The sequence below is a fragment of the Sinorhizobium prairiense genome, assembly GCF_029201645.2.
Classification (GTDB): domain Bacteria; phylum Pseudomonadota; class Alphaproteobacteria; order Rhizobiales; family Rhizobiaceae; genus Sinorhizobium; species Sinorhizobium meliloti_A.
The window spans coordinates 159,268-172,701 of the sequence record NZ_CP104130.1 but is presented as its reverse complement, the minus strand read 5'-3'; the positions used below and the strand labels follow the sequence as shown (position 1 = coordinate 172,701).

Genomic DNA, 13,434 nt, shown 5'->3' with positions numbered 1-13,434 from the left:
CAGTCGCGATCTGCGCGACGGCGCCATGCTGATGTCACCTTCGCCTCCGGCAGCCAGCGCCGCAGCGAGGTCGCTGGCCTTCGCAAGGAGCAGCTGAACGCCGAAGACAAGCGCGGCGCCTCCCTCCCCTCGCTCTCGATCCATCTCGGCCATAGCAAGACTGCCGATCACGAGGAATTCGTCTGTCTTACGGTGCTGTCTCCACTGGTCAGAGTTAGTGTGATCCTCCACTATGGAAGCAAGGCTTGAGCGACGGTCGGCCGCCTGCATGACATCTTAGGCAATGAACGCACCCAGATCGAGGTTTGTACCCTCAGCGATTGACGCCACGCTGACCTGGGTGTCGCGGCCGCCGGAATACACGAAACGTGAGCGCATAAGTCCCCGGCAAGAACTATAGCTGAGATTGTCTGTAGGCGATCATATCGCCGCGACTGAGAACTCCCCCTTCATTAGCGTAAGCCTCGCCTATGTTCTGGAACCTTGCTAGAGCCGGGCCCAACGTTTCGGCGCGGCAATGGCCTGAGCTTTCCGAAAACTGTTGCGACCTGGTCACTCGAAGGATCGTCCAAACTTTCGAACGTCGGGACGAAGTGTCCTCGACACTGGTACTAATCTACGAAATGAACCCGCTACCTTCGCAGGTCGCTTCCAAAACCAACCTTTCTGCCGATGTCACTGCGCTTGAAACCGTTGTCGGACCCTGCTGATCCCGTCCGCGTTCAGCAAACTGGAGCCGCAGAAAGGAGCCGTGCGAGCAAGCCCATAATCGCTGGGTATGCCATTGACGTGCGCCTCTCACGTTCGGAGACCTCCTTTAAACAAACACGTCTCCGGGAAGGGGCAGGGCACTTTGGCCCTGCTTTAGTCGGAGGAGACCAAGCTTCCGAGTTACAGCTGTAACTCCTGCAGCTTTCTGCATCCTCCAGCGCGACCTAGCAGTTTGTCTCTGGTATGGCCTTAAACGCGGCCTCGGTCAACATTGTGGTACGCCTCGATCGAGTCATCGTCGAGCAATTCGGTATGAACGTCGCCCGAAACCTCGTCCCTTTTGTCAAACCCGGACCACGTGAAAGACACAACGGACCTGTTGGATCCGATATCGAGCGTCGCTTGGATCGCGAAGGCGATATCGCGATGACCGTCTGGCGCGATGGTGATTGCGGTAGGCTCAGCCAGTTGGAGATAATCCAGGTGCCAGAGATCGGCCTCGACGATCCGCCAGCGGCCGATCAGGCGGCAGTTTGAAGCCGCGCTCATCACGGCACCGCCACCAGTTTCGGTAACCGCACCAGATCATAAGCCGGTGCCCGCAGGTGAGGGCCCTTCCGACGCAGTCGCGGCCACGGAACTTCGTCTTGTCCAGCCCCCCGACTGTCTTGATCCAGCCGAACGCCTCCTCGATGCGCTTGCGGATACGTAAACTAAACCCAAAGCCAGAATGGCGCGTCCTACGCCCGTCAATGGCCGAGCCGCGACCATTGACGTACTGCGCCACCTGGGGCGCCACCTTCATCGATCGCAAATCTTTGACTTAGTCCGTTATGTCATAGGCCTTGTCGGTCACCCAGCATGATCGCTTGTGACCGGTCAGAAAAGAGTCGATCATCTGCAGCACCGCGACCCGTTCGGCATACCGCTGGCCTCCGTCAGGCAGGCACCGACCAGCAAGCCATGGCGGTTTCCATCAGCCCGTGGCCCATAAAGAACAGGTTGAACTCCTTCCGATAAAGTCCCGCTTCGTGAGTCAGTTGTTGAAGCATGCGTCTCGTTGGAACGCCTTCCGTCAAGGAAGTCGGCTTCCGCATGCCTTCCGATGGGGGTTCGCCCGCGCCGTCCTTCAGCCTGAAGATCTTGATCGATGCTCAGACTTGGATCAGCGTGCCAGCCATAGAGAAGTGGTCCGTTCACAGCGGCCGCTCTAGTTTGCGGTGCGCCTGGATCGCACCACCATGAACTTGGCAGCGATGTCGCCTCGGTCGCAGTTCTTCTAAACACCGAATGCTCTCAAGCCGGATGGTTAATCCCGATGCCGACAAACCAGCGGAACAGATGGCCGTATTCCATACGCTCCATCAAAAGCCGCTCAGAACGGATCGAATAGAATGCTTGCAAAGCATGGCGCGCAGGAGGTTCTCACACGGGATCGACGACCGCCCGATCGGTGAATAGAGCGCTGCAAAGTCCCGTTCCGGTAAAACGAGCGCGTCGTCCACGATCTGCCGCATCGCCCGCAGCGCATGATGACATGGAAGACGATCCTCCCGATCGACATAGCTGAAGAGTTGACCGATCCTCACGTCAGTGCCGCGCTTCCATCAACTCTAAAGTCGGCAAAGTCTTCACACCAAGGCCTATTTCAACCGACTGCTAAAGGGCGCGAGTTACAGCTGTAACTATTGCCAAGGAAAGCGAGGCGGGCTTATCGTTCACGCGTAAGCTGCGTATTTACCCTCGATTAACCCAAAGAGGCTGCGTTCAAGGTTGAGTTTCCCTTCGGCGGCACGATCAACCATTGCTCTGAAGTAGCCCCCCGGCTTGGAAATCTGCTCTGGATCCCGCAACGATTTTTCGAGAACAGTCGCCAGTATTGCCGCAGCGGCATATGCACCCACGCGCCGCCGCCCGTCCATCCATCCGCCTTCAGAAAGCCCAATCATTCGGCGCAACATTTCACCGCTCCGACCCAGCGCGGACCAAGTGTCGAAACGGGCGCCGATCATCGATTGCGCTTCAGGGCATGCGCTCTGCAAGAGTCCGATCGAGACCGAACCCAGCACTTGTGTCTGGATATTCTCACTCGAGGGGTGAGGGTACCTGTTTTGAAGCCCTAGAGCCTGCTCGCCGGGCGTTGCTTCAACAGCCATCGGGGCAGCTGTCCTGCGGTCTAGCAAATATGTTCGCTCGTTAGAGCCGGAGCGTGCATCCTTACATTCAGAGGAAGATTCAGAGATAGTATATGTATTAGCCCTGACATTGATGTCACCCTCGGCTGCCATTTTGTTCTCTCCCTTGCGCGCATCGATCCTCTCCAGGGCCTCTGTATATAGCGAACGATACAATTCGGCTCTGTCTAAGATGCCATTCGCGGTCAATTCAGCTCCTTGAACTCGGCTTCTCAAATCTGCGGCATCCTCCGGAAAGGCATCGCAAAGATCTTCTATTGCCCGGGCCAAACGCGATACGTCTCGTCGCGCTTCGGTTTCTGCCGCGAGCCTTGCGCGATAGGCCTCCACCTTCTCTTTAATCTCCGCAAACCGCACCCGCGCTGGAGTGAAGTCGATTCCATATCCAGCGATGATGCGACCTCCTGTGTCACGATAGACAAACCGTCGGCCAGTCGAACTGTCTCGGTAAGCGGCGATGCCAGCCTCGACGAGCCGGCGGATACACCGAATTACCGTGCGCTCAGAGCGCATCGTGTACTCGGCCAGCTTTGCGTTCGAGACGGCGACAATGGGCCGCCCGGTCCCTTTCCAGTCCTCTGGCCGCGATAGACCCAGGAGAATATCCATAACGTGATACGTCGTGCCGTCTATCCCGAGGATTGGAGCTGCCTGCTTCAGTAGCACGGCAACGTCTCCTTTCGCGGTATCTGGCACATCATTAGCCATTGCCAAGCGACTGCTTGCGACGATGGCTGGTGTGACACGTCTAAAAGACGCGACGGGTGTAATTTCGGACATAGGATTCCCACTGCGGCGTAAGCCACAGCTCCCATCTTCGGTGCTTGGGGAAGCCAACAGGAGGGCGCAAAAAATCGGCCTCTGGAGTTACAGAGACTTGATTGTTTGGCCGGGCCGTCCTAGAATCAGATTGCTAAAGTGATGTCGCGGATCGGTTTCGGTCTGCTGGCTAATGGATCAAGGGTCTACCGATTGGCGTCGGTAGACCCTTTTTCAACTCGGCTGTCACCTCATTTAAGAGCCCTCTTTCTGTGTGGCGCGATATTCCTTCACGAGATCTGGAAGGCGTTCCAGAAGCCATGCGGATAGACCTGGGATACGCTTCTCAGGGATCGAGATAGTCATTGCATTCCCAGATCGTTTGGCGACGACCACGCTGCCATCTTCGATCGCTAACTCCGTGACGGTACTCTCTGGCTTCCCTCCATTGTCTAACGCCCCCAAAACCAACGAGAAGCGCTGATCGCTGTCGGCCAACGCCCAATCTTCGTTCGAGGTGAGGGCTTCGACAGCATGGCGCTGCGTCGCATTGAGCGAACGGTTCTGAATGAGAGCGCCAAGTTTTTCCCACTTCGGTCTGCCGATTGAAGGCGCCGAGCCTATCAGCCGGATGAGATCTTCGGGGAGCGCCGCCGCGGCGTTTGTCAGGAAGGAAATATAGGCGACGTTTCTCTGTTCCTTTCGGCCGAGTGCTTCGGCGATCGTCTCGCGGCTGTAACCCTTCTCCTTGAGAGTGAGCGCGAAAAGAGCCTGCTCGATGAAGGAGAGGTTCAGGCGCTCAGAGTTCTCGATCCCCTGAGAGATGATCAGTTCTTCGTCGGAAAGATCTCGTACAATCGCTTTCACCGAGCGCTTCAGAATCCGGCACGCCCGAAGCCGTCGATGGCCATACGCCGCCTGATAGTGGCCCGGTCGGCCGGGGAGGGGACGGACGAGGATGGGAAGCTTTTGTCCAGCCTCCCTTATTCCCTCGACAAACGCTTCAAACGTCCGGTCTCCCTCAATATCCAGCCGATCGCTGACGAACGAGGGAACTACGTTGTCAGGATCGATCTCGATTATCGACTCGGCGGACAGCAGCTGCTCATGCAGCCGCTTGTTTTCTTCCTCGATGGAGACAAATGCCCTGTCCATTGATTTGACAGCGACCGAGCCCACACGCCGCTTCTCCGCGTCAGCTGACATGGTAGCCGACGGTTTGACCAACTCGTCAGGATTTACGTTGGCGAACAGGCTTTTCATTCGCTGATTGCGGTCGCGCGGATTGGTCATGCCCTGCCCCACACCTCTTTGATGTGCCGAAGAATCTCTTTGTTGACAGAATCGACTGACTCCAAAGCGCGATTGAGAGTATCGCGGCCGACGCTTCCTCGACTCATCTCATAAAGGCTCTTCTTCTCAAGGCCGGCGCTAGCGATCGCAGTAGTCTCGACAACTGCTGGTGCAAGAACATCCTCTTTGAACAGAGAGCGAAGCAAAGTTACGACATTGACCTGAGGACCGTCGTTTGGATTATGGCGGGTTATGACATACCGGATGAAGTCGTGCTTCAGCACGCCACCGCGTTCTTCGATGACATACATAAGGTCGCTCATCATCGCCAGAAACTGGTTCATGCTCGCGACGTCTATCATCGCCGGATGAATGGTGATCAGAAGCCCGGTCGCGGCGCATAGTGCCCCGAGCGTCAGATAGCCGAGCTGCGGGGGCGCGTCGATCAAAACCACGTCGTACTCAGCTTCCACTTCGCGAATGACAGAAGACAGACGTCGGAAAAAAATCTCATCTCCACGACCGTGACCATCGGCAATTGCCTGTGGAGTCTCGTGCTCGTACTCCATAAGCTCAAGGTTGGCCGGGATCAGATCGATACCAGAAAAGTAAGTTTTCCGGATCACATCTCGGATCGGGCGCCGCCGGTCATCGTATCTAATTGCCGCATAGACCGTCTCATTCTCGTCGACATCGAATTCTGGTTGGTAGCCGAACATGGCCGACAGCGAGGCCTGTGGGTCGAGGTCGAGGGCCAGAACACGTAAACCAGCTATGGCCAGATAGTGAGCGAGATGAACGGTTGTTGTCGTCTTGGCCGAGCCCCCTTTGAAGTTCGCGACCGCAATTACTTGCAGCTTGTCCGAGCCTCTTCGGCGGGGGAGAAACTCAAGCGCGTCGTGGGGTCGCTTTCGCGCCAGATGTTCACGTGTCTCGTTGATCTGCTCAAGCGTGTAGGCGCGACGGCCGTTGTCGTGGCGGTCAGGGATGACGCCCTCGCCATCCAACGACATTTGCCGCAAAGTCGATTCGGCTATTCCGAGCAGTCCAGCCACCTCGCGTGAGGTGTAGGTCTTCAACGTTTTGATCGCGTTCGGCTCGTATATCCGCTCCCGCAGCGATTGCAGCTGTGCGGACAGCAATTGAGACTGCCTGCTAATCTTCTCGGCGGACGATTCGGTCATGTTTTCTGGCCGCATGTTCATGGTTGTCATCACTCGCGACGCTTTTTTTATGATCGTCGCCCAATTTCCGTCGCGGGTAGAGTTAACCGATTCCCGAGTTGCGTCAAACGCTGCTTGGTTAACAAACGGTTAACACACACCATCGCGGCTGGCCGCGCACATGAAGATTTCCGTGTTAAATCCGAGGTTTAGAGAAAACACAGGTCATCTACGTTCTCCTTCTGTTTTACTGTGAATCGTACATAGGTTGGCCTCATCGAAACATGCGCGAAGTCCGTCCGACACGGAGCGGAATCGCGTTACCGAGCGAATCGGGCTCAAAAACCTTGTAGGATTCTACAACTGCCGCCGAATTCCGATTCGTGCTGATTTCTTCGTCGTCCAACAACGACGGAGAGATTCATGCAGGTTCTCGCGATCTCAAGACCGAGAAATGTCCGAGAAGCCCAGCTTCTCCACAGCCATCACGAGCTGCGCGCCAAGGTCTTTTCGGACCGTCTAAACTGGGACGTCGACGTTGCGGCAGGCCGTGAGGCAGATGCGTTCGACGACCTGCAACCGACCTACATCCTGGCCATCTCTACGGCCGGCCGACTGGCGGGATGTGCACGCCTTCTTCCTGCTACAGGCCCGACCATGCTGGCAGATGTGTTTCCCTCACTGCTTCCGCAAGGCCGGCTGCACGCCCATCCGTCGATGATCGAGAGCTCCCGGTTCTGCGTCGACACAACCCTCGAAGAGGGGAGGGCAGACGGCTCCGTCCATGAGGCCACGCTGACCATGTTCACGGGCATCATCGAGTGGTGCATGGGGAATAACTACACCGAGATCGTCACCGTGACTGATCTTCGGTTCGAGCGAATCCTCGCTCGCGTTGGCTGGCCGCTGCAGCGCCTGAGTGCTCCCGAGAAGATCGGCGTAACCATGGCCGTAGCGGGCACATTGCCCGCGGATGCGGACACATTCCAGAAGCTCCGGCCACCGAACTACCGATACGAACTTACCGTTAGCCAGGTAGCGTAAAGGAGATCGCCTTGAACCAGCTTCGTTCTCATCCGCGACTCGTTCGCAAGCTTCACGACGCGCTCGGCGATCACCTGTGCGCCGCCCTGGACGATGCGACCGTCGTCGAGATCATGCTTAATCCCGATGGAAAGCTGTTCATCGAACGGCTCGGTCACGGTGTTGCGCCGGCCGGCGAAATGTCCTCCGCCGCCGCGGAGATGGTGATCGGAACCGTCGCTCATGCCCTTCAGTCGGAGGTGGATGATGAGCAACCGATCATCTCTGGCGAACTGCCCATCGGCGGCCACCGTTTTGAAGGACTGCTGCCTCCAGTGGTGGCAAAGCCGGCTTTTACCATTCGCCGTCGGGCTTCACGGCTGATCCCGATCGATGAATTTGTGCGTTCTGGCGTGATGACCGCCCATCAGGCGTCGACAATCCGCAGCGCGATTGCCGCCAGGCTCAATATCGTCATTTCCGGAGGAACGGGGTCTGGCAAGACGACGCTGGCTAATGCGGTCATCGACGAAATCGTCAAATCAGCGCCCGAAGACCGCCTCGTCATCCTTGAGGATACGGCTGAGATCCAATGCGCGGCGGACAACGCCGTGCTCCTGCACACGAGCGATACTGTCGACATGGCGCGGCTCCTAAAGAGCACCATGCGGCTTCGGCCGGACAGGATCGTTGTCGGCGAGGTCCGCGACGGCGCTGCCCTCACATTGCTCAAAGCGTGGAACACCGGCCATCCCGGCGGCGTGGCGACAATCCACTCGAATACCGCCGTATCGGCGCTGCGACGGCTCGAACAGCTGACCGCTGAGGCAAGCCAGCAGCCTATGCAAGAGGTCATCGGCGAGGCGGTGGACGTTATCGTCTCCATCGAACGAACTTCGCGCGGACGGCGTATACGCGACGTCATTCAGGTCGAGCGGTTTGCGGGCGGCGAATACGCGATCGAATCAGACCAGCCGACCGAAGAGCAGGAGGTGCGTCATGTCGCGTAAAGCTTCAGTCGCCATCGCCGCGCTCCTTGCCTCGTCCATGGTTCTCGCGCCGTTTGCTCCCGCGCTCGCCAGCTCTGCTGGCGGCGGGCTGCCGTGGGAGGCGCCGCTGGAGCAAATTCAGGAGTCGATCACCGGTCCTGTCGCGGGCGCCATTGCCCTTGCAGCAATGGCGATTGCCGGGGGCATGCTCATTTTCGGCGGCGAGCTCAACGATTTTGCGCGGCGGCTCGTCTATGTCGTCCTCGTCGCCGGCATCCTGCTCGGCGCCACCCAAATCGTCGGCCTGTTCGGCGCGACGGGTGCTTCGATCGGACTGACGGACGAGCAGAGGCAGTCGTTCGGCTTCAACGGAGAAGGGGAGGGGGCCTATGGCTGAGTCCCTGACCGCACTGCAGCGCAATCGCATTCATCGCGCTCTGTCCCGCCCGAACCTCCTGATGGGCGGCGATCGCGAACTGGTGCTGCTCACCGGTCTAGCTGCCGTCATCCTGATCTTCGTCGTCCTGACGGTATATTCGGCGCTCTTCGGTACCGCCGTCTGGGTGTTGATCGTCGGGCTGCTCAGGACGATGGCGAAAGTCGATCCACTGATGCGGCAAGTCTACATGAGGCATGTTTCCTACCGCCCCTACTACAAGGCGACCAGTTCGCATTGGCGGCGGCATTGAGGAGGCGGTGGTGGTAGCTTTGAAACGCCTCCGGGCCACAGGCCCTTCCTTCGCCGATCTCGTTCCTTACGCCGGCCTCGTCGACAATGGTGTCCTCCTGCTCAAGGACGGGAGTCTTATGGCCGGCTGGTACTTTGCCGGCCCGGATTCCGAAAGTGCGACCGCCCTCGAACGCAACGAGCTGTCGCGGCAGATCAATGTGATCCTGTCGCGGCTTGGGAGCGGCTGGATGATTCAGGTCGAAGCGATCCGCATTCCGACGATCGACTATCCGTCCGAGGATCGGTGCCATTTCCCCGATCCGGTCACACGTGCGATCGACGCCGAGCGCCGGGCGCATTTTGCCCGTGAGCAGGGGCATTTCGAGAGCAAGCACGCGCTGATCCTCACTTACCGGCCACTGGAGTCCAAGAAGACCGCGCTCAGCAAATACATCTACTCCGACGAGGAAAGCCGTAAGAAATCCTATGCGGACACGGTGCTCTTCATGTTCAAGAACGCCGTCCGCGAGATCGAACAGTATCTGGCGAACACGCTTTCGATCCGACGCATGGAAACGCGCGAGGTCAGCGAAAGGGGAGGGACGCGCTTCGCCCGGTATGATGAGTTGCTGCAGTTCGTTCGCTTCTGCGTGACTGGCGAAAACCATCCGATCCGGCTTCCAGATATACCGATGTATCTCGATTGGATCGCGACAGCTGAGCTCGAGCACGGCCTGACGCCGAAGATCGAGAACCGGTTTCTCGGCGTGGTCGCGATCGACGGCTTGCCGGCAGAGAGCTGGCCCGGGATCCTCAACAGTCTCGACCTGATGCCGCACACCTATCGCTGGTCATCGCGATTCATCTTTCTCGACGCGGAAGAAGCCCGCCATACGCTTGAACGCACACGCAAGAAGTGGCAGCAGAAGGTCCGGCCGTTCCTCGACCAGTTATTCCAGACACAGAGCCGGTCGGTCGACCAGGACGCCATGACCATGGTGGCCGAGACCGAGGACGCGATCGCACGGGCCACGTCGCAACTGGTCGCTTATGGCTACTACACGCCAGTCATCGTGCTCTTCGATGCAGATCGCGAGGCACTCCAGGAAAAGGCGGAGTCAATACGCCGGCTGATCCAGGCGGAAGGCTTTGGAGCACGGATTGAGACGCTCAATGCCACCGACGCCTACCTCGGCAGCTTGCCGGGCAACTGGTACTGCAATATCCGCGAGCCGCTGATCAACACCAGCAATCTTGCCGATCTGATTCCGCTGAACTCCGTCTGGTCTGGCAATCCGGTCGCTCCTTGCCCCTTCTATCCGGCGAATTCGCCGCCATTGATGCAGGTGGCGAGCGGTTCAACACCGTTCCGCCTCAACCTGCATGTCGAGGACGTCGGCCACACTCTCGTCTTCGGTCCGACCGGGTCGGGCAAGTCGACGCTTCTGGCGCTGATCGCCGCGCAGTTTCGGCGTTACGACGGGGCCCAGATCTTCGCCTTCGACAAGGGAAATTCACTTCTGCCGTTGACGCTGGCGGTCGGTGGCGACCACTACGAGATCGGCGGCGACAACGAAGGTGAGGGGAGGGTGCTCGCGTTCTGCCCGCTCTCCGATCTGGAAAGCGATGCGGACCGCGCCTGGGCGGCGGAATGGATCGAGATGCTGGTCGCGCTGCAAGGTGTGCCCACTCGGCCCCATCATCGCAATGCCATTTCCCGGCAAATCGAGTTGATGGCCAGCGCTCCGGGCCGATCGCTATCGGATTTCCTCAGCGGCGTTCAGATGCGCGAGATCAAGAATGCGCTCCACCACTACACAGTCGATGGGCCAATGGGTCAGTTGCTCGACGCCGAGCAGGACGGTCTGTCGCTCGGTGCCTTCCAGACTTTCGAGATCGAGCATCTCATGAACATGGGCGAGCGCAATCTTGTGCCGGTACTCACCTGCCTTTTCCGCCGCATCGAAAAGCGCCTCGACGGCTCGCCAAGCTTGATCGTGGTCGACGAAGCTTGGCTGATGCTCGGTCATCCCGTGTTTCGAGCCAAGATCCGCGAGTGGCTGAAGGTGCTGCGCAAGGCGAACTGCGCTGTGGTCCTCGCGACCCAATCCATCTCGGATGCGGAGCGCTCCGGCATCATCGACGTGCTGAAGGAATCGTGCCCGACGAAGATCTGCCTCCCGAACGGCGCCGCCCGCGAGCCGGGAACGCGGGAGTTCTATGAGCGGATCGGCTTCAACAATCGGCAGATCGAGATCGTCGCGGGCGCGACCGTCAAGCGCGAATACTACGTTGTCACCCCGGAAGGCCGGCGGCTCTTCGACATGGCGCTGGGTCCAGTAGCGCTGAGCTTTGTCGGCGCTTCCGGCAAGGACGACCTGAAGCGCGTCCGCGCGCTGAAAGCCGAACATGGCCGCGAATGGCCGATCCACTGGCTGAAAACGAGAGGAGTTCACGATGCCGCATCGCTGCTCAACTTCGACTAACCGGCGCGCCGGCCTACTGGCCGCCGCGGCGTTCATCGCCGCAGCCAGACCAGTGCAAGCCGGCACGGCGACAGGTGCCGCAACCGAATGGACCCAGTTGCTCAACAACGGCGAACTGGTTTCGCTCGTCGGGCAATCCGGCGAGCAAATCCAGAACCAGCTCACGCAGATCAGTCAACTTGCCCAGCAGATCGAAACCCAGCTGAACATCTATCGAAACCTGCTCCAAAACACGGCCGCGCTACCGTCTCATATCTGGGGTGAGGTCGAGAGCGATCTCAATCAGCTCCGCAGTATCGTCGACCAGGCTCAGAGCATTTCGTTTTCGATGGCAAATGCCGACGACGTGCTTCAGCAGCGGTTCCAGAGCTATGCCAACTTCAAGACCAATCTGCCGAAAGCAGCGAGCTTCTCGACCACGTATCAAACCTGGTCGGATACCAACCGCGACACGATCGCCAGTACGCTGAAGGCGGCAAGCCTCACGACCGATCAGTTCGACAGGGAGGAAAGCACGATGTCGTCGTTGCGATCGATGTCCGAGACGGCGGACGGCCAGATGAAAGCCTTGCAGGTCGGGCACCAGATCGCTGCTCAACAAGTCGCGCAGATGCAGAAGCTTCGGGGCCTCGTCTCCCAGCAAATGACCATGATGGGCACCTGGCTTCAGACCGAACAGACTGACAAGGACCTGGCCCAGGCTCGGCGTGAAAAGTTCTTCAATGCGGAGGTCAAGAGCATTCCTGAAGGTCAAAAGATGGAGCCCCGCTGGTGAACCGCGCTAACGCCCTCTTGCTCGTTACCCTCTCTCTTTCGATGGCGGCGATCACCTTGAACGTCACTTCCAGAGACAGCGGCAAACTTCTTACCGACGAGCAGCGCTCTGCCCAGGAGAGGTTCTTCGGCTCCGGCAGCGGGCTGCCTCCCATTAAAGATGCGCAGGAGATGCGTCCGAGATGGTGAATGTAACTTTCACGCGTTCGCACCTGATCACGGGGCTCTTTTGCGTCGCATGTAGCGTTCCGGCTTTCGCACAAGAGGGACAGGTTCTCACCGAACTGGAAAATCAGGTCTCGTCCGCAGCGAAGGGGTGGGAAACCACCATCATGGATGCGGCGAGATCGCTTTCTGGATCCTCGCCGCAATCGAGATCGGCATTGCGGCCGTCTGGCTCGCGATCCAAGCGGCTGCGCTCGATAGCTGGTTTGCCGAGTTGGTCAGGCGGATCATGTTCGTCGGCTTCTTCGCGTTTGTTCTCGATCAGGGCCCGACACTCGCCCGAGCCGTCGTCGATAGTCTTTTCCAGATCGGCGCCGGCGGCGGTTCAGCCTCGCCGGCGGAAGTGTTTGATGCCGGCATACGGGTTGCCTCGCAAATGTCGCAACAGGCGCAGTTCGGGGTATTCGAAGACAATGCACTGGCGATCGCAGCGGTGTTGGCGATGGGCGTTGTCGTCATCTGCTTCTCGCTTGTGGCGGCGATTTTCGTGTCGGTGATGGTCGAGATGTATGTCGGCCTGCTCGCGGGCATGATCATGCTCGGATTGGGCGGTACGTGGTTCACGAAAGACTTCGCCGTTCGCTATCTCGTCTATGCCTTTGGCGTCGGCGTGAAGCTCATGGCCTTGGTGATGATCGCCAAGATCGGATCGAACGTCCTGCTTGGTCTTGCCCAAGCTCCCACGGCCACGTCGGATCAGTTCGTTACGACCCTTGCCATCGCCGGTATTTCCGTCGTGGTCTTCATTATCGCCATGTACGTTCCAAGCATCATCCAGGGCGTCATCCAGGGTGCGTCAGTTTCCGGGGGTATGGAAGCGATCCGCCATGGCGGCCAAGCGATGTCCTTCGTTGCTGGCGCCGGGTTCTTAGCAGCGGGTGCGGCAGGGGCAGGGTTCGCGGCGGGGCAAGCCGCCCGAACCGCCGGCGCTTCGGTCATGGGATCCGCCTTCAGAGGCGTCGGGGCCGCTATCGGCTCGGCCGGCAAGGCTACGGGATCCGCGGCGAAGGAGAAGGCCATAGGCTCTCCGGGTGCCTATGCGGGATCGCTCCTCGGGCTGGCCAACGCCAAGCTCGCCGAGAGCCGCAGCGGGCACAGCGCTCCAAAGCGACATCCCGAACGCAACGACTAGCAACAGAAAGGGAT

The 13,434-nt window shown here is 58.9% G+C and carries 11 protein-coding genes and 2 pseudogenes; 8 read left to right on the top strand and 5 right to left on the bottom strand.

Features of this window, described 5'->3' with window-relative positions:
* Window positions 1–960: 960 nt before the first annotated feature.
* The 5 genes and pseudogenes from N0Q91_RS00880 to repA all read right to left on the bottom strand — a co-directional run bounded on the left by N0Q91_RS00880 (window position 961) and on the right by repA (window position 6,172).
* Window positions 961–1,260 (bottom strand): hypothetical protein, encoded by a 300-nt coding sequence (locus N0Q91_RS00880; RefSeq protein ID WP_275596311.1) that lies wholly within the window; start codon window positions 1,258–1,260, stop codon window positions 961–963.
* Window positions 1,260–2,300 (bottom strand): annotated as a pseudogene (locus N0Q91_RS00875) (transposase). Before N0Q91_RS00875 ends, N0Q91_RS00880 begins: the two are co-directional and overlap by 1 nt.
* A gap of 129 nt (window positions 2,301–2,429) precedes the next feature.
* Complete coding sequence (gene repC, locus N0Q91_RS00870) at window positions 2,430–3,686, bottom strand: plasmid replication protein RepC (RefSeq protein WP_275596310.1); 1,257 nt, start codon at window positions 3,684–3,686, stop codon at window positions 2,430–2,432.
* Window positions 3,687–3,920: 234 nt separating this feature from the next.
* Window positions 3,921–4,958 carry a plasmid partitioning protein RepB gene (gene repB, locus N0Q91_RS00865; protein WP_275596309.1) on the bottom strand — a complete coding sequence of 346 codons (1,038 nt, stop codon included), beginning with the start codon at window positions 4,956–4,958 and terminating at the stop codon, window positions 3,921–3,923.
* Window positions 4,955–6,172: a plasmid partitioning protein RepA gene (repA, locus tag N0Q91_RS00860; RefSeq protein ID WP_275596308.1), complete on the bottom strand. Its 1,218-nt coding sequence runs from the start codon at window positions 6,170–6,172 to the stop codon at window positions 4,955–4,957. The genes repB and repA overlap by 4 nt, the downstream gene beginning before the upstream one ends.
* 372 nt (window positions 6,173–6,544) lie before the next feature.
* Between repA and traI the strand changes: the two genes are divergently transcribed.
* The 8 genes and pseudogenes from traI (at window position 6,545) to trbL (ending at window position 13,420) form a co-directional block, all read left to right on the top strand.
* Window positions 6,545–7,165 (top strand): acyl-homoserine-lactone synthase, encoded by a 621-nt coding sequence (traI, locus tag N0Q91_RS00855; RefSeq protein ID WP_275596307.1) that lies wholly within the window; start codon window positions 6,545–6,547, stop codon window positions 7,163–7,165.
* A gap of 11 nt (window positions 7,166–7,176) precedes the next feature.
* Window positions 7,177–8,154, top strand: a complete 978-nt coding sequence (gene trbB, locus N0Q91_RS00850) for a P-type conjugative transfer ATPase TrbB (protein WP_275596306.1) — start codon at window positions 7,177–7,179, stop codon at window positions 8,152–8,154.
* The gene (locus tag N0Q91_RS00845) at window positions 8,144–8,530 is read left to right on the top strand and encodes a TrbC/VirB2 family protein (RefSeq protein WP_275596305.1); all 387 of its coding nucleotides are present in this window, start codon (window positions 8,144–8,146) and stop codon (window positions 8,528–8,530) included. The genes trbB and N0Q91_RS00845 overlap by 11 nt, the downstream gene beginning before the upstream one ends.
* Window positions 8,523–8,822 (top strand): conjugal transfer protein TrbD, encoded by a 300-nt coding sequence (gene trbD / locus N0Q91_RS00840; protein ID WP_275596304.1) that lies wholly within the window; start codon window positions 8,523–8,525, stop codon window positions 8,820–8,822. Before N0Q91_RS00845 ends, trbD begins: the two co-directional genes overlap by 8 nt.
* A gap of 10 nt (window positions 8,823–8,832) precedes the next feature.
* Window positions 8,833–11,289, top strand: coding sequence for a conjugal transfer protein TrbE (locus N0Q91_RS00835; RefSeq protein WP_275596303.1), 2,457 nt, complete (start codon window positions 8,833–8,835; stop codon window positions 11,287–11,289).
* Entirely contained in the window at window positions 11,261–12,064 is an 804-nt protein-coding gene (gene trbJ / locus N0Q91_RS00830; protein WP_275596302.1) for a P-type conjugative transfer protein TrbJ, read from the top strand. The genes N0Q91_RS00835 and trbJ overlap by 29 nt, the downstream gene beginning before the upstream one ends.
* The gene (trbK, locus tag N0Q91_RS00825; protein WP_275596301.1) at window positions 12,061–12,252 is read left to right on the top strand and encodes an entry exclusion protein TrbK; all 192 of its coding nucleotides are present in this window, start codon (window positions 12,061–12,063) and stop codon (window positions 12,250–12,252) included. Before trbJ ends, trbK begins: the two co-directional genes overlap by 4 nt.
* Window positions 12,246–13,420 (top strand): annotated as a pseudogene (gene trbL / locus N0Q91_RS00820) (P-type conjugative transfer protein TrbL). Before trbK ends, trbL begins: the two are co-directional and overlap by 7 nt.
* The last annotated feature ends 14 nt before the right edge of the window (window positions 13,421–13,434 follow it).

Coding starts and splice junctions, on each gene's coding strand:
- repA (WP_275596308.1), bottom strand. CDS start 6,172: ATGACAACCATGAACATGCGGCCAGAAAACATGACCGAATCGTCCGCC.
- N0Q91_RS00880 (WP_275596311.1), bottom strand. CDS start 1,260: ATGAGCGCGGCTTCAAACTGCCGCCTGATCGGCCGCTGGCGGATCGTC.
- N0Q91_RS00845 (WP_275596305.1), top strand. CDS start 8,144: ATGTCGCGTAAAGCTTCAGTCGCCATCGCCGCGCTCCTTGCCTCGTCC.
- trbJ (WP_275596302.1), top strand. CDS start 11,261: ATGCCGCATCGCTGCTCAACTTCGACTAACCGGCGCGCCGGCCTACTG.
- repB (WP_275596309.1), bottom strand. CDS start 4,958: ATGACCAATCCGCGCGACCGCAATCAGCGAATGAAAAGCCTGTTCGCC.
- trbD (WP_275596304.1), top strand. CDS start 8,523: ATGGCTGAGTCCCTGACCGCACTGCAGCGCAATCGCATTCATCGCGCT.
- repC (WP_275596310.1), bottom strand. CDS start 3,686: ATGTCCGAAATTACACCCGTCGCGTCTTTTAGACGTGTCACACCAGCC.
- traI (WP_275596307.1), top strand. CDS start 6,545: ATGCAGGTTCTCGCGATCTCAAGACCGAGAAATGTCCGAGAAGCCCAG.